At 65.7% G+C, this 24,724-nt stretch carries 24 protein-coding genes and 1 pseudogene; 9 read left to right on the top strand and 16 right to left on the bottom strand.

Going from position 1 to position 24,724, the window contains the following annotated elements:
- Positions 1-350 (bottom strand): annotated as a pseudogene (locus tag ABIC25_RS10255) (IS30 family transposase); the annotation flags it as partial.
- 135 nt (positions 351-485) lie between these two features.
- On the bottom strand, positions 486-1,085 hold the full coding sequence (locus ABIC25_RS10250; RefSeq protein ID WP_354561285.1) for a TetR-like C-terminal domain-containing protein: 600 nt from the start codon (positions 1,083-1,085) through the stop codon (positions 486-488).
- A gap of 50 nt (positions 1,086-1,135) precedes the next feature.
- Between ABIC25_RS10250 and ABIC25_RS10245 the strand changes: the two genes are divergently transcribed.
- From ABIC25_RS10245 to ABIC25_RS10235, 3 genes are read left to right on the top strand one after another with little or no spacing between them, the layout of a single operon-like run.
- Positions 1,136-2,251: an Rv3169 family protein gene (locus ABIC25_RS10245; RefSeq protein ID WP_354561283.1), complete on the top strand. Its 1,116-nt coding sequence runs from the start codon at positions 1,136-1,138 to the stop codon at positions 2,249-2,251.
- Between the two features lie 7 nt (positions 2,252-2,258).
- A complete protein-coding gene (locus tag ABIC25_RS10240; RefSeq protein ID WP_354561282.1) occupies positions 2,259-3,257 on the top strand; it encodes a TIGR03617 family F420-dependent LLM class oxidoreductase in 999 nt (332 codons plus the stop codon).
- Entirely contained in the window at positions 3,254-5,671 is a 2,418-nt protein-coding gene (locus ABIC25_RS10235; RefSeq protein WP_354561281.1) for a PEP/pyruvate-binding domain-containing protein, read from the top strand. Before ABIC25_RS10240 ends, ABIC25_RS10235 begins: the two co-directional genes overlap by 4 nt.
- Positions 5,672-5,678: 7 nt before the next feature.
- Here ABIC25_RS10235 and ABIC25_RS10230 read toward each other — a convergent pair whose 3' ends face one another.
- On the bottom strand, positions 5,679-7,283 hold the full coding sequence (locus tag ABIC25_RS10230) for a fatty acyl-CoA synthetase (RefSeq protein WP_354561280.1): 1,605 nt from the start codon (positions 7,281-7,283) through the stop codon (positions 5,679-5,681).
- A gap of 77 nt (positions 7,284-7,360) precedes the next feature.
- Here ABIC25_RS10230 and ABIC25_RS10225 point away from each other — a divergent pair, with 77 nt between their 5' ends.
- Positions 7,361-8,179, top strand: coding sequence for a helix-turn-helix transcriptional regulator (locus ABIC25_RS10225; protein ID WP_354561278.1), 819 nt, complete (start codon positions 7,361-7,363; stop codon positions 8,177-8,179).
- Positions 8,180-8,192: 13 nt separating this feature from the next.
- On the opposite strand, the gene ABIC25_RS10220 is transcribed toward ABIC25_RS10225, so the two are convergent.
- The 7 genes from ABIC25_RS10220 to ABIC25_RS10190 form a co-directional block, all read right to left on the bottom strand.
- Positions 8,193-8,552, bottom strand: coding sequence for a hypothetical protein (locus tag ABIC25_RS10220; RefSeq protein ID WP_354561277.1), 360 nt, complete (start codon positions 8,550-8,552; stop codon positions 8,193-8,195).
- The gene (gene ribB, locus ABIC25_RS10215; protein WP_354561276.1) at positions 8,553-9,806 is read right to left on the bottom strand and encodes a 3,4-dihydroxy-2-butanone-4-phosphate synthase; all 1,254 of its coding nucleotides are present in this window, start codon (positions 9,804-9,806) and stop codon (positions 8,553-8,555) included.
- Entirely contained in the window at positions 9,803-10,339 is a 537-nt protein-coding gene (locus ABIC25_RS10210) for a flavin reductase family protein (protein WP_354561275.1), read from the bottom strand. The genes ribB and ABIC25_RS10210 overlap by 4 nt, the downstream gene beginning before the upstream one ends.
- Before the next feature lie 71 nt (positions 10,340-10,410).
- Complete coding sequence (locus tag ABIC25_RS10205; protein ID WP_101821235.1) at positions 10,411-10,818, bottom strand: SRPBCC family protein; 408 nt, start codon at positions 10,816-10,818, stop codon at positions 10,411-10,413.
- A gap of 1 nt (position 10,819) precedes the next feature.
- Positions 10,820-11,989: an LLM class flavin-dependent oxidoreductase gene (locus ABIC25_RS10200; RefSeq protein ID WP_058249683.1), complete on the bottom strand. Its 1,170-nt coding sequence runs from the start codon at positions 11,987-11,989 to the stop codon at positions 10,820-10,822.
- A gap of 155 nt (positions 11,990-12,144) precedes the next feature.
- Positions 12,145-13,056, bottom strand: a complete 912-nt coding sequence (locus ABIC25_RS10195; protein WP_354561273.1) for a LamG domain-containing protein — start codon at positions 13,054-13,056, stop codon at positions 12,145-12,147.
- Positions 13,057-13,282: 226 nt separating this feature from the next.
- On the bottom strand, positions 13,283-13,693 hold the full coding sequence (locus ABIC25_RS10190) for a globin domain-containing protein (protein ID WP_354561271.1): 411 nt from the start codon (positions 13,691-13,693) through the stop codon (positions 13,283-13,285).
- A gap of 97 nt (positions 13,694-13,790) precedes the next feature.
- Between ABIC25_RS10190 and ABIC25_RS10185 the strand changes: the two genes are divergently transcribed.
- Positions 13,791-14,099: a cupin domain-containing protein gene (locus ABIC25_RS10185; protein ID WP_354561270.1), complete on the top strand. Its 309-nt coding sequence runs from the start codon at positions 13,791-13,793 to the stop codon at positions 14,097-14,099.
- Between the two features lie 182 nt (positions 14,100-14,281).
- On the opposite strand, the gene ABIC25_RS10180 is transcribed toward ABIC25_RS10185, so the two are convergent.
- From ABIC25_RS10180 to ABIC25_RS10155, 6 genes are all read right to left on the bottom strand, one after another.
- Complete coding sequence (locus ABIC25_RS10180; RefSeq protein WP_238418871.1) at positions 14,282-15,292, bottom strand: amidohydrolase family protein; 1,011 nt, start codon at positions 15,290-15,292, stop codon at positions 14,282-14,284.
- 1 nt (position 15,293) lies between these two features.
- On the bottom strand, positions 15,294-15,815 hold the full coding sequence (locus ABIC25_RS10175) for a 3-hydroxyanthranilate 3,4-dioxygenase (RefSeq protein ID WP_238418870.1): 522 nt from the start codon (positions 15,813-15,815) through the stop codon (positions 15,294-15,296).
- A complete protein-coding gene (locus ABIC25_RS10170; RefSeq protein WP_238418869.1) occupies positions 15,812-16,270 on the bottom strand; it encodes a RidA family protein in 459 nt (152 codons plus the stop codon). Before ABIC25_RS10170 ends, ABIC25_RS10175 begins: the two co-directional genes overlap by 4 nt.
- Positions 16,267-17,046 (bottom strand): 2-keto-4-pentenoate hydratase, encoded by a 780-nt coding sequence (locus ABIC25_RS10165; protein ID WP_238418868.1) that lies wholly within the window; start codon positions 17,044-17,046, stop codon positions 16,267-16,269. The genes ABIC25_RS10170 and ABIC25_RS10165 overlap by 4 nt, the downstream gene beginning before the upstream one ends.
- A gap of 20 nt (positions 17,047-17,066) precedes the next feature.
- Entirely contained in the window at positions 17,067-18,542 is a 1,476-nt protein-coding gene (locus ABIC25_RS10160; protein WP_354561269.1) for a 2-hydroxymuconic semialdehyde dehydrogenase, read from the bottom strand.
- Positions 18,543-18,644: 102 nt separating this feature from the next.
- Positions 18,645-19,601, bottom strand: coding sequence for a LysR family transcriptional regulator (locus ABIC25_RS10155; protein WP_354561267.1), 957 nt, complete (start codon positions 19,599-19,601; stop codon positions 18,645-18,647).
- Positions 19,602-19,701: 100 nt separating this feature from the next.
- Between ABIC25_RS10155 and ABIC25_RS10150 the strand changes: the two genes are divergently transcribed.
- The 4 genes from ABIC25_RS10150 to ABIC25_RS10135 all read left to right on the top strand — a co-directional run bounded on the left by ABIC25_RS10150 (position 19,702) and on the right by ABIC25_RS10135 (position 24,723).
- Positions 19,702-20,511 carry a cyclase family protein gene (locus ABIC25_RS10150; protein WP_354561266.1) on the top strand — a complete coding sequence of 270 codons (810 nt, stop codon included), beginning with the start codon at positions 19,702-19,704 and terminating at the stop codon, positions 20,509-20,511.
- Positions 20,512-20,513: 2 nt separating this feature from the next.
- Positions 20,514-22,148, top strand: coding sequence for a thiamine pyrophosphate-binding protein (locus tag ABIC25_RS10145; protein ID WP_354561265.1), 1,635 nt, complete (start codon positions 20,514-20,516; stop codon positions 22,146-22,148).
- 89 nt (positions 22,149-22,237) lie between these two features.
- Positions 22,238-23,578: an MFS transporter gene (locus tag ABIC25_RS10140; RefSeq protein WP_354561264.1), complete on the top strand. Its 1,341-nt coding sequence runs from the start codon at positions 22,238-22,240 to the stop codon at positions 23,576-23,578.
- Entirely contained in the window at positions 23,575-24,723 is a 1,149-nt protein-coding gene (locus tag ABIC25_RS10135; protein WP_354561263.1) for a thiolase family protein, read from the top strand. Before ABIC25_RS10140 ends, ABIC25_RS10135 begins: the two co-directional genes overlap by 4 nt.
- The last annotated feature ends 1 nt before the right edge of the window (position 24,724 follow it).

The following is a 24,724-nucleotide window of genomic DNA, read 5'->3' as shown; positions in this document are numbered from 1 at the left end:
ACCCCACGATCCTGGGCGCGTAGCAGCGCGATCTCTTCCCGTTCGGCGAAGGATAGATAGCGGCCCGAAGGCTCATCCAGACTCAGCGGCCTCATGCCGCCAGCGTGGCGGAACCAGCGTGTACCCACCGGCACCGACACACCGACAGCGATCGATGCCTGTGCCGTGCTCACCCCCGTCGCGACCACCCGCCAAAACTCACGTTGCACCTGCCGCGACGGCTCCGGCCGCCCCGGCGATCGCATCGCCGGCCGAAGTGCACGATCAGCACGCCACTGCCGACGAACACCTACCGCCACATCGCTGGTCCTCCGACTCCAGTCCGCCGTAGCCACCGCAAACACCTCCATGATCATGGTGTTGCGACGACCAGTTGAATCCGCCCTGCATCTTCGGCTCGGAATGGTGGTTGTACGTTCTCAATCGCATCGCCGAGGACCCGACGCGGGTGTTCCAGGCACTCGTCGATCTGGGACGTGGGCCGATCAGCCCGCCGGCCAGCGTTCTGTGATGAGCTCGACCATCTGATCGACCCAGGCGTCGTCGAGCGCGGCGTCGCTGCGGATGAGGATGCGGAATATCGCGGTGCCCGCAACGACCTCCGCCAGCATGGGCAACCGGTCGTCGTCGCGGCGTTCCTGGCCGAAGCGGGACTCGAAGGCGGTGAGGTCGCCGGCGAGCCGGGCGATCATCTGACTGTGCACCTCGGGTGATGCGACGGTGTCGGCGATCAGGCCGGGGAGGGCCACCCGCACCTCGGGTCGGTTGAACATCGCCCGGACGATCTCGACGAGGGCACGGATGTCCTGCTGCACGTCTCCGGAATCGGTTGGCGGGGCGAGGGTCTCGGCGGACAGCACCGCCTCGTGGACGAGTTCGGCCTTGCCCGACCATCGCCGGTAGATGGCGGCCGTCGTCGTGCCGGCACGGGCCGCGATCGCGGACAGCGACAGGGCGGGGTAACCGGTCTCGAGGATCAGTTCGCGGGTCGCCGCGATGATCGCGGCGTCGATCCGCCCGTCGCGTGGCCGCCCGGGTGCCGACGACGTCGACCTCTTGTTTTCCCTCTGGCCATCTGCTGTCATGAGTTCCATCGTAGTTCCAATACAGTGTGCATCGTATTAGAGGAGTCTTCGTGGAACTGAGTCCGCTCGACGAGTACCCGATCCATCAGACGCCGGCCCCGGTCACCTGGCCTGCGACGTCGGACCGGAACTTCTACGACCGCTCGTACTTCAACGTGCTCGACCGCGAGGGCCGGTTCATGGCTCTGACCGGCATCGGCTACTACCCCCGGCTCGGGGTGAAGGACGCCTACTTCGTGGTGCGGCGCGGGGACACGCAGACCGCGGTGCACCTGAGCGACGCCATCGACGACGACCGGCTCCACCAGAACGTCAACGGGTACCGTCTCGACGTCGTCGAACCGCTGCAGGAGATGCACCTGACCCTCGCGGAAACCGAGGGTGTCGCCGCCGATCTCACGTGGCGGGGGCTGTTCCCGGCGGCACTGGAGAAGCCCCACGACATGTTGACCGAACGTCGGGTCACATTGGAGGCGTGTCGTTTTGCCCAGGTCGGGTCGTGGGAGGGGTGGATCGACATCGACGGCGAGCGCTTGACGGTTGATCACAACAGCAGCGTGGCCAGTCGGGATCGGTCCTGGGGCATCAGGCCGGTGGGCGAGGCCGAACCCGCGGGACGGCCCGACGCCTCCTTCCGCGGGATGTGGTGGCTCTACCTCCCCCTGGCCTTCGACGACTTCCAGTTGTTCCTGATCCTGCAGGAGGATCCGGACGGCCATCGGAGCCTGTACGACTGCACGCGTCGCTGGCGGGACGGCCGTGTGGAGCAGCTCGACGGCGTGCGGGTCGCCATCCACTACACGTCCGGCACCAGGATTCCCCACGGCGCACACGTCGAGTTCCTGAATCGCGCCGGTGATCGGATCGAGCTCGACGTCGAGTCGAAGTTGTTCGCCCCCATCGCCTTCGGGTCCGGTTACGGTGGCGACACCTCGTGGGCGCACGGCACCTGGAAGGAGGGCGCGTTCGCCGAACGCGTCACCTTCGACCTGACCGACGACGAGGTCATGGCCCGTGCCCCGTTCAGTCTCATCGACCATGTCGGGTCGGCCGTGTGCACCGAGCCCGACGGCACCGTCCGACGAGGCGCCGGCCTGTTCGAGCACGGTGTGATCGGCCCGCACCATCCGTCGGGCTTCTCCGACTGGACCGACGTGGCGGAGTAGGCGCGCGATGAAGATCATGACGGCGTTGTTCAATCCGACCGATGCGGTCGAACGCGCACAGCTCCTGCAGGAGGCGGGCGCATCGGGGGTGTTCACCTTCGAGGGGCCACACGACGTGTTCTCCCCGCTCGTGCTCGCATCGTCGGTCACGGGCCTGGACATCATGTCCAACGTCGCGATCGCGTTCCCGCGCAACCCGATCCAACTCGCCCACCAGGCCAACGACCTGCAACTGCTCAGCGAGGGACGATTCATCCTGGGTCTGGGCACTCAGGTCCGCGCTCAGATCGAGAAGCGCTACGGCGCCGAGTTCGACCGTCCGGTCGAGCGGATGAAGGAGATGGTCGGCGCACTGCGCGCGATCTTCGCGACGTGGAACTCCGGCGAGCGGCTGGACTTTCGCGGCGAGTACTACCGGCACACGCTCATGACGCCGACCTTCGTCCCGGGGCCGAACCCGTACGGTCCGCCACCGATCTATCTGGGCGCGTTGGGGCCTCGGCTCACCCGGGCCACCGCCGAGGTCGCCGACGGCCTATTGGTGATGCCGTTCGGAACCAAGCGGTTCCTGCACGAGACGACGCTGCCCGCCGTACGCGACGGTCTCGCGGCGGCCGGCCGGTCCGAGGACGATTTCGAGGTGGTGCCCGAGATCATCGTCTCAGTCGGCTCAGATCTCGACGATGACCACGCCTCGACGCGGATGTTGTTGGCGTTCTACGGCTCCACTCCGGCGTACCGGCCGGTGCTGGAAGCGCACGGCTGGGGGGATCTGCAACCGGAGCTCAACACGATGTCCAAGCAGGGTCGGTGGCAGGAGATGGCCGGCCTCATCGACGACGAGATGCTGCACACGATCGCGGCGTGTGGAACACCCAAGGAGGTCGCCGCGCACATCCGCGACCGGGTCGACGGTGTGTCGGAACGGATCTGCCTCTATCAGCCGGGTCCCATCGCCGTGGATGCGCTCGCCGAGATCGTCGACTCGCTCGGCGGTTCCAGATGACGCAGGGGATCGACGTGACGCCGAGCGTTGTCGAGTTCGACGACATCATCGACGACCGCTACGGGGGCAAGGCGGCCGGGTTGGCGGAACTGCGTCGTCTGGGTCTGCCGGTGCCGACGGGGTTCGTCATCGCCCACGCCTCGGTGGACCGGGCAGGCGCGGCGGACGTACATGACGCCGCCACAGACAGATTCGGCGACATGATGGCCGCGGGTACGACTCCGGTCGCCGTCCGGTCCTCGGCCGTGGGGGAGGACGGGGACGACCAGTCCTTCGCCGGTCAGTACGACACGGTGCTGGGCGTCGATTCCGTCGACGCCTTCACCGATGCCGTCCGTCGGTGCGCGGCCTCGGTGCATTCCCGTCGTGCCTCGGCCTACAGCGGAGACGCAGCGCCGACCATGCACGTGGTCGTCCAGCGGATGGTCGACGCACGCGCCGCAGGCGTGGTGTTCACCGCGGACCCGACGTCGGGGCGCCGCGATCTGATGGTCATCGACGCCGTCGCGGGACTGGGGGAGGCACTCGTCGACGGGTCCGCCGCCCCCGACCACCTCGTACTCGATGTCGACGGCAACACGGTGGTGCACGAATCCGTTGCCGCGCCGGTGTTGTCCCCGGATGAGATCGCACAGGTCCGCGCGGGTGCGCTGCGCACCGCGCAGCACTGGGGTCGACCGATGGACCTCGAGTGGGCCATCGACGAAGCCGGCGAACTGTGGTGGTTGCAGGCACGGCCGATCACCACGCTCCCCGGTGACCTCAACGAGATGGACTCGCCGCCGGCCGGTGTCGACCACGTGTACACCCGGTGCAACATCGGCGAGATGATGCCCGGCGCCTTCTGTCCCCTGACCGCGTCGGTCTCCGGCTTCGCGATCGACTATGCGATGCAGATGGTGCAGGTGGTCGCGAGGGCACAGGAGAGGTACGAGAAGCCCTGGCTCCAGGTCGGTTACTTCTACGGGCACATGTTCCTGAACCTGACCGAGGGCACGGCGCTGAGCTCGGGCATCATCGGCAACTCGCTCGAACAGTTCTCCATGTCGATCTGCGGCCGGGTGATCGACGAGCTGACACCGAAACCGGCACAACCTTTACGACGGAAGCTCGGCAACACGATCCGGCTCACGTCACATGCCCTGTCGGTGGGCCCGGCCATCCGGCGACTGCCCGCCGAGATCGCGGCCTTCCCGGTGCCGACGAGCCGCGATCCGCGGGTTGTGCTGCAGCAGTTGGCGACCGGTGTCGAGCAGTACTGCGATGTGACGTTGACCCACGTGCGCTCGTCGTCGCGCGCCGCGGTGGCGGCCAACGTCCTGGAGAGTGTCCTGGTCCGCCAGGCGGTGAAGGACGGACGCACCGAGGAGGACGGCAAGGCGCAGGCCGCGCGGCTCATGGCCGGTGCGTCGGAAGTCGAGAGCGCCATGATGCTCGCGGCACTCGACGCGGTCGTCCACACCATCGCGGCCGACCCCGCGGTTGCCCGGGATTTTCTTGCTGCAGCACCGGATGACGCGGTCATCGACCTGCGGTCGGCCTCCGGCGACGCCGGTCGCGCGTTGCGGCATTTCCTCGAACGGCACGGTCATCGCGGGTACCGCGAACTGTGCATGCGCGACCCGTCCTGGGCCGACGACCCCGGCGGCCTGGGCGCGATGATGCAGGTGATGGTGCGGTCGGCGCTCGACCCCGTCGCTCGAATTCCGGCCCCGGCCGCCGTCGACGAGACGCCGCCGGCCGCGATCCGGCTTCTCGCCCGCCTGGCGCAGGGCGGCGCACGCGGTCGCGAGGAGACGAAGTCTCGGATGGCGCTGATGGCTCATGCGCTCAAGCGCGGTTACCGGCATCTCGGTGAGGTGTTGGCCGAGACCGGACGACTGCCGGACGCCGACCTCGTCTTCTTCTTCGACCGCGCCGAGCTGCAGCGTCTCGTCGACGCCGGCCCTACGGAAGCAACCGGCCTGGTGCAGAGCGCGCGGCAGCGTCGAGAGGCCTTGTCGTTCCAGGACTCTCTCGAGTTCGAGGATGTGTCGGTGGGACGACCGTTCCCGCTCGTCGCCGCCCCGCGACGCGGTGCCACCGACGATCGCATCGTCGGGCGTCCCGCGAGTCGCGGCACCGTCGAAGGTGTGGTGCGCGTGGCGAAGTCGATCGTCGAGGCGCGCGACGTCCAGCGTGGCGAGATCCTGGTCGCGCCCGTCACCGATGTCGGCTGGACCCCGTACTTCACCGTCATCGGTGCCCTGGTCACCGACATCGGCAGCTCGGTCTCCCACGGCGCGGTCGTCGCCCGCGAGTACGGCCTGCCGTGCGTCGTGAACACCCTGGTGGGCACCCGCGTGCTGCGGACCGGCGACCGGGTGCGGGTCGACGGTGACCACGGGATCGTCGAGCGGCTCGGACCGGGCTGAGACCAGTTCACCCGTCGACGACGTCGGCGTAGCGGTCGCGGAGGTCGCGTTTGAGGATCTTGCCGCTGGGGTTCTTGGGCAGTGACTCGGCGGCGATCACGAACTTCGGGATCTTGTACGGAGCGAGTCGATCCCGGCAGTACTGGATGATCTCTGACGATTCGACGGTTCGCCCGGCGGCGGGGATGACGACTGCGGCAACCGCTTCGACCCAATGCGGGTGCGGGACTCCGATGACAGCCGCCTCGTGCACGGCGGGGTGGGAGAACAGCACCTCCTCGACCTCGCGGCTCGACACGTTCTCGCCGCCGGTCTTGATCATGTCCTTCTGCCGATCGACCACCCACAGGTAGCCGTCGTCGTCGAAGTAGCCGAGATCGCCGCTGTGGAACCATCCTCCGCGGAACGACTCGGTGGTCTTCTCGGGCAGGTTGAGGTACCCGACGGTGACCTGCGGACTGCGATGCACGATCTCCCCGACACTGCCGGTCGGCACAACAGCACCGTCGGAATCGACGATCCGCGTCTCGACGTTCAGCGCGGGACGGCCGGCGGAACCCCCGCGCGTGGCCTGGTCGTCGGGCGCCAGGACCGTGGCGAGGGACCCCATCTCGGTCTGGCCGTAGAAGTTTCGCAGCCGGAGGTCGGGCAGGCTGGCGCTCAGCTCGCGCAGGACCTCGACGGGGAGCGCCGACGCCCCGTAGTAGCCCTTCCGCAGCGACGACAGCGCCACCGGGTCGAAGTCGGGGGAGCGCAGCAACGAGATCCACACGGTGGGTGGACAGAAGAGTTTGGTCGCTCGTTCCCGCGCGACCGTCCGCAACAGCGTCGTCGCCTCCGGACGGTCGAGGATGATGCTCGTCGCGCCGAGCATGATGTCGGTGATGAGGAAGTTGTCCAGCTGGGCGCAGTGGTAGAGCGGGAGCGAGTGCACCTCGATGTCATCGTCGGTCATGCCGCCCGACACCACACAACTCATGTACTGCCACATCAGCGTTCGGCTCGTGTGCATCGCGCCTTTGGGCCGGGACTCGGTGCCGGAGGTGTACATGATGCGGATGACGTCGTCGTCGGCGATGCGGACGTCGGGTAATGCGCCGGCCGGCTCGCTCAGCCAGTCGTCGATGGACGGCCAGCGGGTGTCGGAACCGGCGGGGCCGAGTGGGATCGACCGGCGCACGGTCACCGGTGCCGCCGATGCGGCGATCGCGGCGTCGGCGGTGGGCACGAGCGAGTCCTCGACGATCAGGCCGGCGGCCTCGCAGTCGTCCAGGATGTACGCGATCTCCGGCGCGGTCAGCATGAAGTTGATCGGAACCGACACCACCCCGATCCGGGCAGCGGCGAAGACGACCACGGGGAACTGCCAGCAGTTGTGCGACAGGATGCCGAGGGTCTGTCCCTGTCGCAGGCCGGCGGCATGCAACGCGGCGGCGACCCGGTCGACGGCGTCGTCGAACTCGCGAAAGGTCAGCCGGGTGTCGCGGTGGATGACGGCCGGCTTGTCAGGCGTTCGGGCCGCCGACCGACGTGGGATGTCACCGAGCGAGTGGGACCGGGCCACGGTCATGAGGCCGGCCATGAGGTCGGTCGGGAGGGGAGAAGTCGTCATGGTCAGGTATCTCTCGATCCGGTGAAATCGTGCGACCCGAGCCGGTGGCAGTGGGCCGATGGGTACTGTTCGTAGCTATGCGCGGTAGTTCTCAGCCGGGCGCCCGACGAAGTCCCGGCGCCGAGTCGGTGGCGCCTCGCGGGGGATGGCAGGACCTGCTGTCGCGTCGACAGATGCTCGGGGTCCTGGCCGTGCTCGAGCAGTGCGAGCACGCGGCCGGCGGCCAGCAGTTCAAAGAAGGCCTGGTCGAGGCCATTTCCACGTACTTCGGGGTTCGTGACGTGACGTTCTTCCACGGCCGGACCTACAGCGAGATCTTCGACGATCCGGCACCGCTGCTGACCGGTGCCGCGGCCCCGCTGCTGCGGGACTACCGCGAACGCTGGCGTGACAAGGACATCTTCGCGCTGCCGCGGGCCCGGCGGGTTCTCACCGCCGAGGGCTTCGCCACTCTCGAGGAGCTGTCCCGCCTGCCGGTTCCGCAGCGCTCGTACGTCGTGGACTATCTGCACCCCAACGACATGGACACCGCCTCGGCCCTTCACCTGCCACTCTCCGACGGCGAGGCTCTCATCGGGATGTTCGACCGCGTCCGCGAGTGGGACGAGTCGGACATGCTCGCGATGCGCATTCTCGCGCGGCAGCTGCGCGCGCGGACCGCGACGGTGTCCGCGGCGCACGAGCCCGTCGATCCATTGGCGGCACTCACGCCGCGACAGCTGGAGGTTGCCGAACTCGTCAGCGACGGGCTGAGCAACGCCGAGATCGCCCAGCGACTGTCGCTGTCGGAACTGTCGGTGAAGAAGTACATGAGCCGCATCTTCGAGGCCGCCGGACTGCGCAACCGGGCCGAACTCGCGACCACCGTGCTGCGTTCTCGGCGACAGGCGCGCTGAGCGGGTCTTCCGGTCACGACGTCGGGGTGTACGCGATCACGGTCAGACCGTTCGGCGAGCGGAGGGGGACCCGGGTCTCATGACCTCCCACCGACCTCTCACCGACATGCCACCCCAGCGAGCGAGCGACCTCGATCGTCGCCGCCAGGTCGGGGGTCCGCGCGAGGAGTGACCACGCCGGCCCGTCCGTCTCGTCGGAGACGCTCAACGCATCCCAGGCCGCCCAGGCGGAACCGTCGGAGAACTTTGGTGATCCCAGGACCGCTTGGACGTCACCGGCGACACCGGCCCACCGGTCGGTCGCGTGCATCACCGTCACCCGCTCGAACAGCGAGCCGAATCCGATGGTCTCCGTAAACTTCTCGTCAGACATTCAGACCACCGCCGCTGTCGTCGTCGACACCGACTGCGCCAGCCGGTGACCGAGCCGATCGCGCTTGGTGGCGAGGTATCCGGCGTTGTCCGCGGTGGCCTCGATCTCGAGTCCGACTGCCTCGACGACCTCGACACCCTCGGAGGCCAGCCCGTCGACCTTGGCCGGGTTGTTGGTCAGCAACCGGACGCGTCGGATACCGAGGTCTGTCAGCACCGCTGCGGCGTCCCGATAGTCGCGCGTGTCGATGGGCTGGCCGAGGCGCAGGTTCGCATCGACGGTGTCGACGCCGTCGAGGTCCTGGAGTCGGTAGGCGGCGATCTTGGCCGCGAGACCGATGCCGCGACCCTCGTGGCCGCCGACGTACACCACGACCCCGGAGCCGGCGTCCGCGACGTGCTGGAGTGCGGCTCGCAGCTGGGCGCCGCAGTCGCAGCGCCGCGACCCGAGCGTGTCACCGGTGAGGCACTCGCTGTGGATGCGAACCAGCGGCTCACCCTGCGCGGGATTGCCGTACACGAGGGCGAGATGATCGGCGCCACCGGATGATCGGTAGACGGTGGCCTCGAAGACGCCGTGATCGGTCGGCAGGGCGCAGGTCGCACCCCGTTCCACCGACGAGCCCGCCCGGCGATGGGCCACGAGTTCGGCGATGGAGATGACCTCGAGTCCGTGACGCGCGGCGAAGTCCCGGACGTCTGCCCGCCCGAGCATCGCGCGCCGGTCCGGGCTGACGAGTTCACAGATGAGGCCGGCGGGTTCGAGGCCGGCTTCGGTGCACAGGTCGACGGCGGCCTCGGTGTGCCCACGTCGTTCGAGTACCCCACCTTCCCTGGCGCGCAACGGCATCACGTGACCCGGACGCGTCAGGTCTGTCGGCCCGACGTCTGGATCGGCGAGGGTGCGGATCGTCCGTGCCCGATCGGCCGCGCTGATGCCGGTCGTGACACCGACGGCCGCGTCGACGCTCACGGTGAAAGCCGTGCCGAGGGGGTCGGTCGGATCATCGACCATGGGAGGCAGTTCCAGCTCGGCCAGACGGTCCGCGGTCATCGCCACGCAGAGGAAGCCGGAGGCGTGTTCGAGGAAGAAGGCGATGTCGTCGACGTCGGCGAACTGAGCGGGCATGACGAGGTCGGCTTCGTTCTCACGGTCGGCGTCGTCGATGACGATGACCGGACGGCCGAGGCGGAGCTGATCGACGCACCTCTCGACCGCGGAACGGGCCGAGCGCCGCTGGTCGTCGGGGATCATCGGTGAGCTCGCAATCCGTGGAAGACCGACCGATGAAAGATCAACGGGTCGCTGGCAGTCGGCACTCCCAGTGCGTCGACCCGTCCGACGACGAGATCGTGATCACCGATGGGCCGGTGGTCGTCGATGGTGCACTCGATCCACGCGTGCGCACCGGCCAGTCGGGGCGAGCCGTTGGCGGATCGGGTCCAGTCCACGCCGGCGAACTTGTCCGCACCGCTGCGCGCAAATGTACGGGCCAGGAGGTGTTGGTCCTCGGCGAGGACGTTCGCGCAGAAGGCGCCGTTCGACACGACCGAGGGCAGCGTCGTCGAGGTGTTGCCCGCGAAGAAGCCGACGAGCGGTGGCTCCATCGAGATGGACGTGAAGGAGCCGACGGTCATCCCGACGGGTGAGCCGTCCGGCCTGGCCGAGGTGATGACCACGACGCCGGAACCGAAGTGCGCGAGCACCTCCCGGTATCGATCGCGGACCGAGTCCGCGTCGGCGGCGTACACGGACGCCACCGCGTCGGCGGTATGACTGGGGTTCAATGGATTTCCTTCCGATGCGGCCCCGGCGGGTGCGTCCTGCCGCGCACCCGCCGAGACCTGGAGGATCAGACTCAGACGGCCTTGGTGGCCAACTCGTCGAGGGCGGCCGCATAGATGCCCTCGATGGCCGTGGCGAGTTCGGCTTCCACCTCGGCGGATTCGGCGCCGAACTGCGCGGACCAGCGGACCGAGCAGGCGTCGTCGCCGGCTGCGGTGACCGAGACGGTCGAGCGGTAGTGCTCGAGCGGGAGCGGACCGTCGATGTACTCGTAGGAGTAGGTGCGCGCCTCTTCGTCGAAGGCGACGATGCGTTCGCGCGCCGGTGCTCCGTCGGTGAAGACCACGTGGCGGACGTCGCCGTCCATCCGGGATTCGCCGATGGCCGGAATCCAGGCCGAGACACCGCCGGTGTCACCGATCCACGACCACACGTCCGTCGCGGACAACGGGAAGTCCTTGGTCACCTCGATGCTCGCCATGTCACACCCGTCCCAGCTCGGCTTCGTACTTCTTGGTCATGTGCTCGACGGCCTTCACGTGCTCGGCTGCCTGACCTTCGCGGACCGCTTGGGCGCGGGCCGCGGCGTCGATCATCGGTTGCGCCTGGCCCTGGAAATACGGCATGACGTCCTGGGCGAACAGCTCGTAGGAACGGCGCGTGGCCTGCGGGTTCGCCCAGTCGTGGCCCTGGATCAGCAGGGTGCCGAAACCGCCGGACTGATCGATCAGACGCTGGACCTGCGCACGCGCTTCGTCGGCGGTACCGATGACACCGATGCCGGAGGTGTTGATGAAGTCGATCATCTCGTGCTTGTTGGTCCCGCGGACGTCCATCTGTGGGAAGGCCGCCACGTGCTGCAGGTAGTTGAACCAGTACTCGATGCCGTGCTCGACATCCTTGTAGGCCTGCTCTTTGGTCTCGGCGATGTGGAAGGGGCCGACGAGTCGCCAGGTCGAGCGGTCCACCTCGTCGCTGCGTCCGGCCTGCGCGGCGAACTCTTCGAGCAGACCCCAATGATGTTGCAGTGCACTGAAACCGTCCGCGGTCAGCGTGGCGGCGATCGACAGCAGGCCGATGCCGTACTTGCCGGCGAGGCGCGCGCCGGTGGGCGACGCGATCGCCGCGACCACCACGTCGAACAGCGGATCCGAGTAGGGGGCCATCTGGATCTTCGCGTCGAACAGTTCGTGGGTGCGGGTCTTGGCCGTCACCGTCTCGCCGCGGAGCAGACGCATGATGATGTCGGTGTTCTCCGCGAGCAGTTCCCGGGTGTCGATCTGCGAGAGGCCGAGCATCGCGGCGTCGGTCGGGAGCGATCCCGGGCCCAGACCGAACAGGGCGCGGCCCCGGGTCAGGTGGTCGAGCATGATCATGCGCTCGGCCGCCCACAGCGGGTTGTGGTACGAGACCGAGGTGACGCCCGTGCCGAGTTTGATGCGGCTGGTGCGTTCGCCCGCGGCGGCGATCATGATCTCCGGCGATGCGTAGATCTCGGCGCCCGCGGAGTGGTGCTCGCCGAACCAGGCCTCGTCGTATCCCAATTGCTCGAGGTACTGGACGAATTCGAGATCGCGCTGCAGCAGCAGCGTCGGGTTCTGTCCCGGCTCGTGGATCGGGGCGAGGAACGTGCCGAACTTCAGTCTGGTCATCGGAACTCCTGTGTGACGTGAGAGGTACACATCAGAAGCTATGACTCACAACACATCGAGATAAGTCCGCAAAAGTAGACAATCCCCCTGCCGACGTGAGGTCGGCAGGGGGACTGTTCTGACATGGGTCGCTGAGCGACCGGCTCCGCTGACGCTCAGTTCTCGAACGTCAACGGGGTGGTGGCGGAGGGGCCCTGACGATAGTGGCTCATCGTCGCGGTCTGCCAGCGTCCGTTGAACTCCGGGATCGGAAGCGGGAACCAGTAACTCGAGTCGAGCCACATCTGTCCGAGAAGCGGGACCGGTTGGCGGGAGATGTCGGTCCACTTACCGGTCGGCGCGTTGTCGAAGGTGCCGACCTGCTTGCCGTCGACGTAGAACTCGACCTGCTTGCCACCGAGCTTCACCGCATAGTCGTGCTGCTTGTCGAGAATGTTCATGGGCAGCAAACGAGCCTGGGGGACAAGGGTTCCCGATTTCTTGACCATCATGAAGAAACCCTTGGGAAAGTCCTGTCCGAGCGCATGGGCGATCGGCGCGGTGAGCGTGCTCGCCTGACCGACCAGCCCGGCGGACCCGTTGTACATGAACCAGGCGATCTCGAGGCCCAGGGGATCGATCGACCGGTTGGAGACGCCCCACCCGGTGGTTCCGTTCCAGGATTTGATCTGCTCGGTGCCGCCCACGCGCATCGTCATCGTCTGACCCGGCTCGAACACCGGCTTCGCGAGGATCTCCGCGTTGTTGTACGGGAACAAGCCCTCGACGGTCGGCGGCACCTTGAAGGTGACCCCGTTCGGTCCGTAGGAGGTCTTGCTGTACCCGACGTTCGTGTTGCACCAGACGGTGGGCGCGGTGGCGAACTTCTCGTCGATCGGCCGGGTCGGCTGTGGGTCTCCCGTGCCGATGTAGCCGGCGAACGCCCGGCCGTTCAGCACGGCGCAATTCGACGTGCCGTCGTCGCGGCGGGGAAGCTGGATGTTCGGGTCGGCCACCGCGGTGCCCACGCCTGTCCATGTCAGCACTGCGGCCACTGCGGCGGCGGCGAACGCTCGGCCTCGGGTCATCTGTTCCTCCTCGTAACGCGGACTGAAACAGATATCTGATACCACACGTAGTCAGAAATGGGCCCGTCTCGGTCGAGCGCCGAAACGCCCAAAGCGGACGGGCGGATCTGGGTGATGGGCTTTTGACCGGCGGTTACCCCCGGGCGAGAAACGATTCGTGACAATCGTCTCAATGGCACGTGGGTCGGCCGCCGGCCCGGCGTCGCGAGTACGAGAGCCGGGCGGCTCAGTCGGCGGCGGTCGGGTAGGCGTCGAGCATCAGGCCGGCGACCGCGCCGAGGGCTTCGGTCCAGGCGGAGGTCATCTCGTCGGTCCACTCGGCTCCGCCGTGCTCGGCCATCGTCGTGATGAGCACGCCGGCCACCCACTCGTACATCTCGGGTGTCACCCCGAGGTCGTTGTGTCGGCGTCCCAGGGCGCCGAGTGTGCGGCCGAGCCACTCGGCGTCGTCGAGGTGGTCGAGGACGGCGGCGATGGCCTGTTGCAGCATCGCGGCCTGTGGTCGCAGGTCGGCGCCGAACATCGGCCGGACCTCCGGATGTTCATCGAACAGTCGGTCGTAGAAGTCGAGCATCAACTTCTGTTCGTCGTCGATGACCAGGGATAGGCTGTCTTGCAACACTTCTGGGTTCAACATGGTGGGGCTGCACCTCGTCGGGGTCGTACGATGTGGCAATGAAACAATTTGTGTATCTTTGTAACATCTACACCACGTGGGAGCTGCCGGAAGCAGAATGACCGGACTCAGATCTGAAGCTCTCACTTCGCCGTCGCACGTATCGGCGAACCTCATCCACTTCATGCCGGGTGCGCGGACGCACTGGCACCGGCATCCGCTGAGCCAGACGGTCTTCGTCACCGAGGGGATCGGGCTGTGGCAGCGCCGCGGTGGGCCTGTCGAGGTTATCCGACCCGGTGAGCGCGTGCTCTTCGGAGCAGGCGAGGAACACTGGCACGGCGCCGCCCCGGCGCCCCTGATGGTCCACTTTGCCATAAACGAGGCCGACGACCAGACGACGCGGTCGAGTGGCTGCAACCGGTGACCGACGAGCAGTATGGCCAGGCACTCTAGATCTGACTCCGCCCGGGCCGTCCGGGGCAATCCCCGTACCGGGTCGGTGCTGGCGGTTGCTCGCCTCGTCGTGACCGCGCCACTCCGGCCCGAGCAGGCGACCACATCGGAAATCGCAGTCTCGATCGACGCCTCGGATCGAGGCTCGATCGGCTATCTCGCAGGCGTATCGGTGAGTCCAAGGAATCGCTCGGCGTTGCCGCGCTTAATGAGTTCCCGCGAGGCCTCGTCCAGGAAGTCGCTCGTGCGGACGACCTCTCCCACCGGCCGCTCCCCGAGCGGGTAGGGGTAGTCGCTACCCACCATCACCCGGTCCGATCCGACCGTGTCGACGAGCAGGCGCAGCGCGCGGTCGTCGAACACAACGGAGTCCACGTAGAAGCGGCCGAGGTAGTGCGACGGCGGCATCGCGGAGGTGCCGATGAGGTCGTTGCGGCGGTGCCAGGCATTCTCCATTCGGCCGAGCCAGAACGCGAACGATCCCCCGCCGTGGGCGAAGGCGATCTTCAGCCGATCGTCAATACGGTCGAAGACGCCACCCAGGATCAACGCCAGGATCGACAGGTGCGTCTCTGCGGGCATGGCGGTCAGCCACTGCGCCATCCAGCGATTGAGGCGGGGCGACGAGTCCATGTCCCAAGGATGGACGAATACCGGAACGTCCATCGACGCGCAGTGTTGCAAGAACGTCACCACCCCTTCGCTGTCGAGGTCTCGATCGCCGACGTGGTTGCCAATCTCGACTCCACGGTGCCCATTGGCGATGCAACGCTCGACTTCACGGCAAGCAGCGTCAGGGTCTTGTAATGGCACTTGGCAGAACGGAATCAGCCGCTCCGGGGCGGGGGCCACGATGTCAAGCGCGAGATCGTTGAAGACACGTGCGATCCGTTCGGCCTGCGCGCCGGCGCGACCGTAATTGAAGAATGCCGGTGTGGGTGAGACAACCTGGGTCCGGACGCCGTCGGAATCCATGTCCCGCAGTCGGATGCCTGCATCCCAGGCGTCGGACTGAATGCGTCGGAACTCGTTCGAACCCATCATTATCACGGCTTCAGCCTCGGTCTCGATCCGCAGCCACGGCGCATCGCGCCCCGCATCGGCGGTCAGGTCCGGCCAGCCCTTGGGAACATAGTGGGTGTGGACGTCGATGGTGCCGCTCACGTCAGCCCTTCCCGGGATGCAGGGCCCCGCAGTTGTCACAGGTGCGAGCCTGCTCGTCCTCGTAGAACTGAACGAAGACCGGTGGCAGGTCGGCGACGATATTGCGCACCTGCAGCTCGATCTCGTGGATCAAGTGATTGCAGTCGAGGCAGTACCACTGGAACTTCTCCAGGGTGCCCTCACGACGCACGCGTTCGATGACAAGGCCGATCGAGTCGGCGGTCGGGCGTTGCGGTGAATGCGGAATGTTGCCGGGCAGCAGCCAGGTCTCGCCTTCGCGGATATGCACGCGCTCCGGTCCGTCCGCGGTCATGACGTCCACGTAGATACTGCCCTCGAGCTGGTAGAACCACTCCTCGTACGGGTCGAGATGATAGTCGGTGCGCTGATTTGGACCGCCGACCACCTGGACGACGAAGTCGTCGCCCAAGGCCATCGTCTGGTTGTTCACCGGCGGTGCGAGCAGGTGTTTGTTCTCGGCGATCCACTTCTGGAAGTCGATGACGGGCGGGATGGCGTTCATGAGTGATCCTTCAGGTTGAGGGCGGTACGGCGATGAGGGGGCAGGTAGGCGACACCCTGGATCTCGATCAGTAGATGCGGATGCGGAAGTTGGTGTACCGCAACGGTGGTCCGGGTCGGACCGGTTTCGTCGAACACCTCGGCGTACACCTCGTTGTAGCCGCCGAAGTCGTTCATCGACACGAGATAGGAGGTGACCTGCACGAGATCGCTCAGATCCGCACCGACCTCGACGAGGATCGATCGGATGTTGTCGATGACCGCTCGCGTCTGTGCTCGGATGTCGAGATTCGTCGTTCCCATCTCGTCGACCTCGACACCGTCGAACGTATTGTCCGGTCGACGGGAGCTCGTTCCGGAGACATAGACGAAGTCGCCCGCGACCTTCAGATGTGGGAATCGTCCGCGTGGGATCGCGAGTTGCTCGAGGACCCGGGCGGCGGCGTCGTGGCTCATGAGCTGACTTCGGCGGTGACGCTGCCGAGGCCGTCGATGTCGCATCGTGCGGCGCCCGCCGCCAACGGGATTGCCGCGGTGGCGGCGCCGGCGAGCACCACATCGCCCGCGCGCAACGGAATTCGGCGACGGCGACACACGTCGAGAAGTGCGTGGAGAGCGTTGACCGGATCGTCGAGAATCGCGGCGGTGGAACCGTCAACGGACTGCCCGCCCGCCTCGAGTCGCACCGAGAGATCGCCGACGGAACGCATCGACTGCCACGGACCGATCACGAAAGCGGCTGCGGACGTGTTGTCGGCGACCACGTCGGTGTAGGTGAACCGGAAGTCACGGTAGCGGGAGTCGATGATCTCCATCGCCGGAGCGACGGCGTCGACGCAGGTTTCGACGTCGACACCTGGGTCGTCGAGATCGATGTCCTGCATCAGGCGGTACGCGACCTCGGGTTCGATCTTGGGGTGAATGAACCGGCTCAGATCGAATCGACCGCCGTTGTCGACGCGCATAGCGTCGGTGAGCCGGCCGACGATCACGTCGGAAACACCCATCTGAGCCATCTTGGCCTTGCTGGTGAACCCGAGCTTGACGCCCACGAGCGTCTGCCCACGGTCGAGTTGCCGGCCGACCAGCGCTTCCTGGACGCGGTACGCGTCGTCGATGTGGACCTCGACATCGTCTGCGAGACTCGGAGTGTCGAGTACCTGCAGCTGTGCCTCGTCCAATCGCGCGGCAAGGGTGTCTATCTCCTTGCGGGTCAGTGACTTCGCTTCCATTGTTCCTCTTTTCCCGGGAATTATAGGGCCACGCACACGTTGGTGGGCTCGGTATAGAAGTGCAACGACGACTCGCCGCCCTCCCTGCCGATTCCGGACAACCCGACGCCACCGAATGGAGATCGCAGTTCGCGCGTGAACCAAGTGTTGACCCAGGAGATTCCGACGTTCATCTTCTGTGCGACGCGGTGTCCGCGTCGCAGGTCGTTGGTCCACACCGACGCGGCCAGCCCGTACTGGGTGTCGTTGGCGAGCGCGATCGCCTCCGCTTCCGTGTCGAACGGCACCAATGCGGCGACCGGCCCGAAGATCTCTTCACGCAGAACCGGGTCCTCGTTGGTCAGTCCCGTCCACAGCGTCGGCTCCACCCACGAGCCGGACTCGAAATCCTGACCCAGGTCCGGAATTCCGCCCCCGGTCAAGACTTTGGCGCCCGACTGCTCGGCGAGCTCGAAATAGCGCATTACCTTGTCGCGGTGCCCTTGCGAGATCAGTGGTCCGGTGGTGACGTCGGGATCGGCGGGGTTGCCCAGACGCAGTCGCTCGGCACGCTCGACGAGCCCGACAGCGACGTCGTCGAAGATGGAACGGTGGACGTACACCCTTTCGGTACACAGACACACCTGGCCCGTGTTGGCGAAGACGGACCTGGTGAGTCCGGTGAGTGCTTCGTCGAGGTCGACGTCATCGAACACGATCGCGGCATTCTTCCCCCCGAGCTCGAACGACACCGGACGTACACGGGGCGCAACGGTTTTCATCACATGAGAGCCGGTCGCGGACGAACCGGTGAAGGTGACACCGTCGATTCCCGGATGTGTCGTGAGGTACTCGCCGGCGGAGTTGCCACCGAAGCCGTGCACCACGTTGTACACGCCGGCGGGCAGTCCCACCTCGGCGAGGACCTCCGCGAGCAGAGTGGCAGTCGCAGGTGTCTCCTCGCTGGGCTTGACCACCACGGCGTTGCCGCACGCGAGTGCGGGCGCCACCTTCCAGGTCAGCAGGAGCAGTGGGAGGTTCCACGGCACGATCACCGCGACCACGCCGAGCGGTTTGCGGACCGCGTAGTTGAGCGCCTGCCGACCGCCGGCAAGGTCGGTCATGAACGACTCCTGGCCGGCGGCGGCTGCGACATCGGCGAAGGTCCGAAAGTTGGTCAGCGCTCGAGCCACGTCGAGCTCTCGTGCCTGGGTGATCGGCTTACCTGTGTCGGCCATCTCGGCGGCGACGAACTCCTCGAAGCGCTGCTCGATGCGATCCGCGGCGCGGCGCAACAGCGCGGAGCGTTCGCGCACCGGCGTGTCGGCCCAGCCGTTGTCGAGGGCCCGACGGGCGGCGTTCACGGCGCGATCGACCAGCGCCTGGTCGGCCTCGTGGACCTGGCCGAGTATCCGTCCGGTCGCAGGGTCGACGTGATCGAATCCGCGCCGCGGATCGGGATCGACGAATGCGCCGTCGACGAAGTTACGGATCCAGCCGTCGGGGGTTGAAGTCATGGATCAATGGTCGGGTCCCCGGCTATGCCGAACAAATACCTATATCGGAACCAGCCATGTCCATACGGACATAGTTTCCTCGGCTCGATCCGCTGTCATGCGCTACTTGACGTCGAGGTGCAATTCCGATAGCTCGGATTCGATCGCCTCGACTTCGTCGAGGAGGTGCGACACGAACAGGTCGGCGCTCTCGCTCAGTGCTGACTCCGCAGAATGAATGAGAGCGATTGCGCGGGGGAGGGTATCGAGCTCCACGGGGAGCATGCGCAGCTCGGGATCGTTCGTTCCGACCAGCACCGGCAGGGGGGCCAGCGAATCGGTGGCGTGCAGAATCGCCCGGATCGTGAGGATCGACGTGCACTCGATGACATTCGCCGGGACCCAAGATCCGGTCTCGCCGAATGACCCACCGAACCGGCTCGCCACGGCGGTCGGAGGCGGCAGCACCCAGGGGAATGACGCCAGAGACTCGGGCTCGAGGCCGTCTCTCGTGAAGGCGGGATGTCCAACCCTTGCCATGATGCGGATGGGTTCGTCGTACAGATGTCGCTGGGTGATGTGGTGTGGGTTCCCGTCGGTCATCCGCCCGATCAGGACGTCGAGCTTGTGGTGCGCCAGCAACTCGAGCAAGGTCTCGTCGGTGCCCTCGACCACCGACACCTTGAGACCAGGGTGCGCAGCCTTCAGCGACACCAGGGTGCGTGGGAGGAGAACATACGAACCGGTCATGTTCGTTCCCACCCGGATCGGTCGCGTTCCGCTCTGTTGGAGGTGATCGATGTTCTCGGCGAGACGCTCCATGCTGGTCAGGATCATCTCGGCGTGTTCAAGCAGCAAGGTGCCATAGGGCGTCGGGGTGACCCCGCGTGTGCTGCGCTCGAACAGCCGCACGCCCAGGATCTCTTCTGCCTCACGTAAACCCCGGGTCACCACAGGCTGGGTCACGTACAGATCCGCAGCAGCGCCGACGATTGTTCCATTGTTCGCGATTGCGGTGATCAGTTGTAGATGGCGGAGTTTGAAACCGCCGTCGAGGAGGTGCTTCAGCCGACGTTCCATGGCGAGAGCATAGCCAGAGCCTGGCGTGATAGCCATATGGGCATAGTGCGTGCAAGAAGGGCATTATGTGGATCAGCCCACAAACTGAAGTATCTAGGGCATGCCCGAACTACTCCCGTCCGCCTTCGGTTTGTCAGAGGGGTTGCGAGACAACACGATCAGCGTCGTCGATCTCACCGCCCCGCTGTCGGACCGGACTCCGGTTCTGCCGCTTCCCGATGGCATGGAGCCCATTCCGCGATTCTCTCTCGAGGAGCTTGCGCGCTATGACGAGAGGGGCGAGACGTCCTACCAGAACGGCATCCACACCGGTGAACACGTGGGGACCCACTTCGACGCTCCGTGTCACTGGATCACCGGCCGTGGTCTCGCCGATGTCTCGCGTGTTCCGGCTTCTCACCTGATCGGTCCTTTCGTCGTCATCGACAAGTCGAAGGAGGTTGTCGACGACCCCGACTTCCTGCTCGGTGTGGATGACGTACTGGAGTGGGAACGGAGCTACGGCCCCTTGCCGGAAGGTGGGTGGCTGCTCTACCGAACAGGCTGGGACCACCGGGCCGATGACGAAGTGCAGTTCATCAACGCTGACGGCGATGGTCCTCATACACCCGGCATGTCGGTGGAGTGCGCCGAATGGTTGGCGACACAGAGCCCGATCAGGGGCATCGGGGTGGAAACCGTCGGTATCGACGCCGGCCAGGCATACGCCTTCGACCCACCCTTCCCATGCCACCACCACCTGCTCGGCGCCGGCAAGTACGGCGTCACGCAGCTACGAAATCTCGAGTCACTCCCCGCCACCGGTGGAGTGCTGGTCGTCGCGCCGCTGAAGATCGTCGGCGGTTCAGGTAGCCCCGCACGAGTGATGGCGCTCGTGAAAACACCCACCGAGCTCGAAAAGGAAGATTGATCATGTACGTTCGCGAAGCTATCGGTCGAGCGTTGTACGACCTCGGTGTCCGGGTGGCGTTCGGTGTCGTCGGCAGCGGCAACTTCCACTACACGAACGCACTCGTGGAAGCCGGCGCCCGCTTCGTCGCGGCACGTCACGAGGGCGGCGCAGCGGTCATGGCAGACGCCCACGCCCGAATGAGCGAGCAGGTGACCGTGCTCTCGCTGCATCAGGGGTGCGGATACACCAACGCGTTGACCGGCATAGTCGAAGCCGCGAAGAGCCAGAGCCCGCTGCTCGTCCTGACCGCCGAAGCCACCGATCCGAAGTCGAACTTCTACATCGACCAGGAATCGATCGCCCGCGGTTGCGGAGCAGTGGCGCACCGAATCCGATCTGCGGAGACAGCTGTTGCCGATCTGACTCACGCGTACAACGTCTGTGCGACGCAGAAGCGCACGGTGGTGCTCAACATCCCCATCGATGTCCAGGACTGTGCATTGACCGGGTCCATCTCGGTTCCGCACCCGATCACCAGGATGGCTCCCCGGCCTCAGCGAGCCGATGTGGAAGAACTTGCGGCACTGCTCGAGCAGGCACGGAGGCCTGTCTTCGTCGCTGGACGTGGTGCCCGTGGGGGTACTGCGAAACGCACCCTCATCGAGCTCGCAGACCGATGTGGAGCCCTGCTGGCGACATCTGCCGTCGCCCGAGGGATGTTCGAAGGGGAGCCGTGGAGTATCGACGTGGCAGGAGGGTTCTCGACGCCACTCGCCGCTGAGCTCATCACGAACGCCGACCTCATCGTCGGCTGGGGATGCACACTGAACATGTGGACCATGCGGCACGGCCGCTTGATCGGCGACAGCGCGAAGGTTGTCCAGGTCGACATCGACCAGAGTGCCCTCGGGCGGCATCGTCCGGTCGATCTCGGTGTGTGGGCCGGCGTGGCGGAAACCGCCGCCGACGCCTCGGCTCTGCTTGCCGAGGCGCGGGTCGAGAGGACCGGCTATCGGACCAGTGGGACACTGCAACGAATCCAGACCGAAGGACGATGGCACCAGGTCCCATTCGAAGACGAGAGCACAGACGAGCGGATCGATCCCCGGCTGATGAGTGCACAGCTGAATCGAATGCTGCCGCGTTCGCGGGTCCTCTCGGTGGATTCCGGGAACTTCCTCGGCTACCCGAGCATGTTTCTCGACGTACCCGACGAGTACGGATTCTGCTTCACCCAGGCATTTCAATCCGTTGGCCTCGGCCTCGCCACCGCGATCGGCGCCGCGATCGCTCAACCCGACCGGGTTCCGATCGCGGCCTGTGGCGACGGTGGCTTCTTGATGGGTATCAGCGAACTCGAGACGGCAGCCCGTCTGAACCTCCCCATGCTCGTCATCGTCTACAACGACGCGCAGTACGGGGCGGAAGCCCACCACTTCGGATCACACGTAGACCTCGACACGGTGACCTTCCCGGAGACGGACATCGCTGCCCTCGCTCGCGGTTTCGGCTGTGAGACCGTCACCGTCAGGTGCCTCGACGATCTACTCCCGATCAAGTCCTGGCTCGACCAACCCAGCCGCCCGATGGTCCTGGACGCCAAGATCGTCTCGAACGAAGGGGCATGGTGGCTTGTCGAAGCATTCGGTCACTGACTCACAGTCTCGATCCCCACGCCGGTATCACTGGCCCGCTGAAGAGCCCTCAAACATGACTCTCGCAATTTAGGAAACGGATTCCTGCCATGTCCAATCAATCTGTAGAAAGCCGAACGCGCAAGGCGGCCACCGCGAGCCTGATCGGCAGCGCCCTCGAGTGGTACGACTTCTTTTTGTACGGAACCGCCGCAGCCCTCGTCTTCGGGCCGCTCTTCTTCACCGGGGACGATTCCCTCGTTGGAACACTCGCCGCATTCGGAACGTTCGCGATCGGTTTCATCGCACGGCCCTTCGGTGGAGTCATCTTCGGGCACTTCGGTGACCGCGTCGGACGAAAGTCGATGCTCGTCATCACGCTCATGATGATGGGCGTCTGTACTGCTCTCATCGGTCTACTCCCCACACATGCCCAGATCGGCGTCTGGGCGCCGATTCTTCTCGTGATACTGCGTGTGATCCAGGGAATCGCAGTCGGCGGGGAATGGGGTGGCGCAGTACTTTTGATCAGCGAGAATGCTCCGCCGAGCCGGCGCGGATTCTTTTCCGCCTTCAGCCAGGTGGGCGTCACGTTGGGCTTCATCCTGTCGTCGTCAGTGTTCGCCCTGGTCAACCTGCTCCCCGAAGACGAATTTCTCTCCTGGGGTTGGCGGATACCGTTCCTTCTGGGACTGGTTCTCATGATCGCCGGACTGGTGATCCGCATGAAGGTCCAGGAAACCCCGGTCTTCGAGGAGCTCCAGGCGGAGGACAACCGGGTTCGCTACCCCGCACTCGAAGCGATCAAGACGCAGCGGCGATCAATCCTGGTCACCGTAGGCGCGCGCATGGCCGAAAACGGCGGTTCGTACATCTTCGCGGTGTTCTCCCTCGCCTACGGAGTCCACATCGGGGTGGGTAGCGGGGTGATTCTGACCGCGATCATCGTCGCCAACATCCTGGAGACATTCACCATGGTCGGGTTCGCGGCACTGTCGGATCGGATCGGTCGACGCCCGGTCTATCTCATCGGCGCCGTCGGAGTGATCATCTGGGCCGCACCGTTTTTCCTTCTGATCAACACCAAGAACACGGCGCTCATCTGGCTGGCGATCATCGTCGCCATCAGCATCTGCCACAGTGCGATGATCGGTACTCAGCCGAGCTTCTTCAGCGAACTGTTCACCGGAAAGGTCCGCTACAGCGGATTGTCGATAGGGCATGAAGTCGCCGCGATCTTCGCCGGCGGTGTCGCGCCGCTGATCGCCACAGGACTGCTTGCCTGGTCCGGGACCTACTGGCCCATCGCGGTGTACCTAGCCCTCTTCGGGGTCCTCAGTACCGTCGCCGTGCTCAAGGCTCCCGAAACCAAGGGCATCGACTCGCTCTCGGGGATGCCGCCGGTTGCCTCGGATTCTCGTTCGCTGGATGAGATCGGCGAGCCGGTATGACCGGGCATAGTGCAGTCATCGCCAGCGCAGTCGAGGTGCCGTATACCCGACACCCTGAGGGAGACGAGACCACAGAGCGTCTGCTGACCAGTGCTGTTCGGCAGGCGGTCGAGAAGGCCGGCCTCGCTATCGAAGACGTTGATGGGCTCGGGGTATCGAGCTTCACCCTCAAACCCGACCACGCTGTCGACCTTGCCCTTCGCAGCGGCCTGGCTCTCCGCTGGATCATGGAGGACACCAACGGCGGAGCCAGCGGCGTGAACATGCTCCAGCATGCCGTGCGCGCTATCGAGGCCGGAGACGCGGAAACCATTGTCCTGGTTGCCGGCGACCGCATGACCGCGTCGGACTTCAAGTCAGTGGTCGACGAATACAACGCCATCACGCGGGACTATGTCACTCCGTTGGGAATGGGTGGACCGAACGCCATGTTCGCGATGCTCACGCAACGCCACATGCGTCGACACGGTCTCGACGAAAAGGCGTACGGAGCGGTGGCTGTTGCCCAGAGACGTTGGGCGACAATCAATCCAGGTGCCGTATACCGGACGCCGATGAGTATGGACGACTATCTCGACTCGCCCGTCATCGCGTCGCCCCTGCGTCGGTTCGACTGCGTTCCACCGGTCACGGGTGCAGACGCCATCGTGATCACGAGACAGGACCACATCCAGGACGGAAGTCCCGCGGTTCGCGTCAGTGCCATCGGCGGTTCTGTGAACTGGGACCGACATGAAGGCGACGGACTTCGCACCGGCCTGGGCCGGGTCGCCCCAGAACTGTGGAACCGCGCAGGTCTGCGTCCTACCGATATCGATGTGATCAGCGTCTACGACGACTATCCGGTCATGGTGTTGATCCAGTTGGAGGACATGGGTTTCGTCCCCACCGGGAGTTTGTTCGACATCACCGATCGCCTCCTCCACGATCAATGGCCGGTCAACACTTCGGGCGGTCAACTGTCCGCCGGTCAGGCGGGGTCGGCGGCGGGAATGCATGGGCTCGTAGAAGCCGTCATCCAGTTGCTTGGCGAAGCCGGCGAGCGCCAGGTTCCCGGCGCACGCACCGCCGCCGTCAGCGGTTACGGCATGGTCACCTATCGCTACGGATCCTGCGCGAACCTCGCGATTCTGGAAAGGGTTTGAC

Origin of the sequence: Gordonia sp. PvP123 (assembly GCF_040547295.1) — a bacterium.
Lineage (GTDB): Bacteria > Actinomycetota > Actinomycetes > Mycobacteriales > Mycobacteriaceae > Gordonia > Gordonia terrae.
This window is presented reverse-complemented; position numbering and strand designations above follow the sequence as displayed.

Coding starts and splice junctions, on each gene's coding strand:
- ABIC25_RS10160 (WP_354561269.1), bottom strand. CDS start 18,542: ATGACTTCAACCCCCGACGGCTGGATCCGTAACTTCGTCGACGGCGCA.
- ABIC25_RS10240 (WP_354561282.1), top strand. CDS start 2,259: ATGAAGATCATGACGGCGTTGTTCAATCCGACCGATGCGGTCGAACGC.
- ABIC25_RS10185 (WP_354561270.1), top strand. CDS start 13,791: ATGACCGGACTCAGATCTGAAGCTCTCACTTCGCCGTCGCACGTATCG.
- ABIC25_RS10205 (WP_101821235.1), bottom strand. CDS start 10,818: ATGGCGAGCATCGAGGTGACCAAGGACTTCCCGTTGTCCGCGACGGAC.
- ABIC25_RS10155 (WP_354561267.1), bottom strand. CDS start 19,601: ATGGAACGTCGGCTGAAGCACCTCCTCGACGGCGGTTTCAAACTCCGC.
- ABIC25_RS10235 (WP_354561281.1), top strand. CDS start 3,254: ATGACGCAGGGGATCGACGTGACGCCGAGCGTTGTCGAGTTCGACGAC.
- ABIC25_RS10175 (WP_238418870.1), bottom strand. CDS start 15,815: ATGAACGCCATCCCGCCCGTCATCGACTTCCAGAAGTGGATCGCCGAG.
- ABIC25_RS10145 (WP_354561265.1), top strand. CDS start 20,514: ATGTACGTTCGCGAAGCTATCGGTCGAGCGTTGTACGACCTCGGTGTC.
- ABIC25_RS10140 (WP_354561264.1), top strand. CDS start 22,238: ATGTCCAATCAATCTGTAGAAAGCCGAACGCGCAAGGCGGCCACCGCG.
- ABIC25_RS10190 (WP_354561271.1), bottom strand. CDS start 13,693: ATGTTGAACCCAGAAGTGTTGCAAGACAGCCTATCCCTGGTCATCGAC.
- ABIC25_RS10250 (WP_354561285.1), bottom strand. CDS start 1,085: ATGACAGCAGATGGCCAGAGGGAAAACAAGAGGTCGACGTCGTCGGCA.
- ABIC25_RS10135 (WP_354561263.1), top strand. CDS start 23,575: ATGACCGGGCATAGTGCAGTCATCGCCAGCGCAGTCGAGGTGCCGTAT.
- ABIC25_RS10200 (WP_058249683.1), bottom strand. CDS start 11,989: ATGACCAGACTGAAGTTCGGCACGTTCCTCGCCCCGATCCACGAGCCG.
- ribB (WP_354561276.1), bottom strand. CDS start 9,806: ATGATCCCCGACGACCAGCGGCGCTCGGCCCGTTCCGCGGTCGAGAGG.
- ABIC25_RS10165 (WP_238418868.1), bottom strand. CDS start 17,046: ATGGAAGCGAAGTCACTGACCCGCAAGGAGATAGACACCCTTGCCGCG.
- ABIC25_RS10225 (WP_354561278.1), top strand. CDS start 7,361: ATGCGCGGTAGTTCTCAGCCGGGCGCCCGACGAAGTCCCGGCGCCGAG.
- ABIC25_RS10150 (WP_354561266.1), top strand. CDS start 19,702: ATGCCCGAACTACTCCCGTCCGCCTTCGGTTTGTCAGAGGGGTTGCGA.
- ABIC25_RS10220 (WP_354561277.1), bottom strand. CDS start 8,552: ATGTCTGACGAGAAGTTTACGGAGACCATCGGATTCGGCTCGCTGTTC.
- ABIC25_RS10170 (WP_238418869.1), bottom strand. CDS start 16,270: ATGAGCCACGACGCCGCCGCCCGGGTCCTCGAGCAACTCGCGATCCCA.
- ABIC25_RS10230 (WP_354561280.1), bottom strand. CDS start 7,283: ATGACGACTTCTCCCCTCCCGACCGACCTCATGGCCGGCCTCATGACC.
- ABIC25_RS10195 (WP_354561273.1), bottom strand. CDS start 13,056: ATGACCCGAGGCCGAGCGTTCGCCGCCGCCGCAGTGGCCGCAGTGCTG.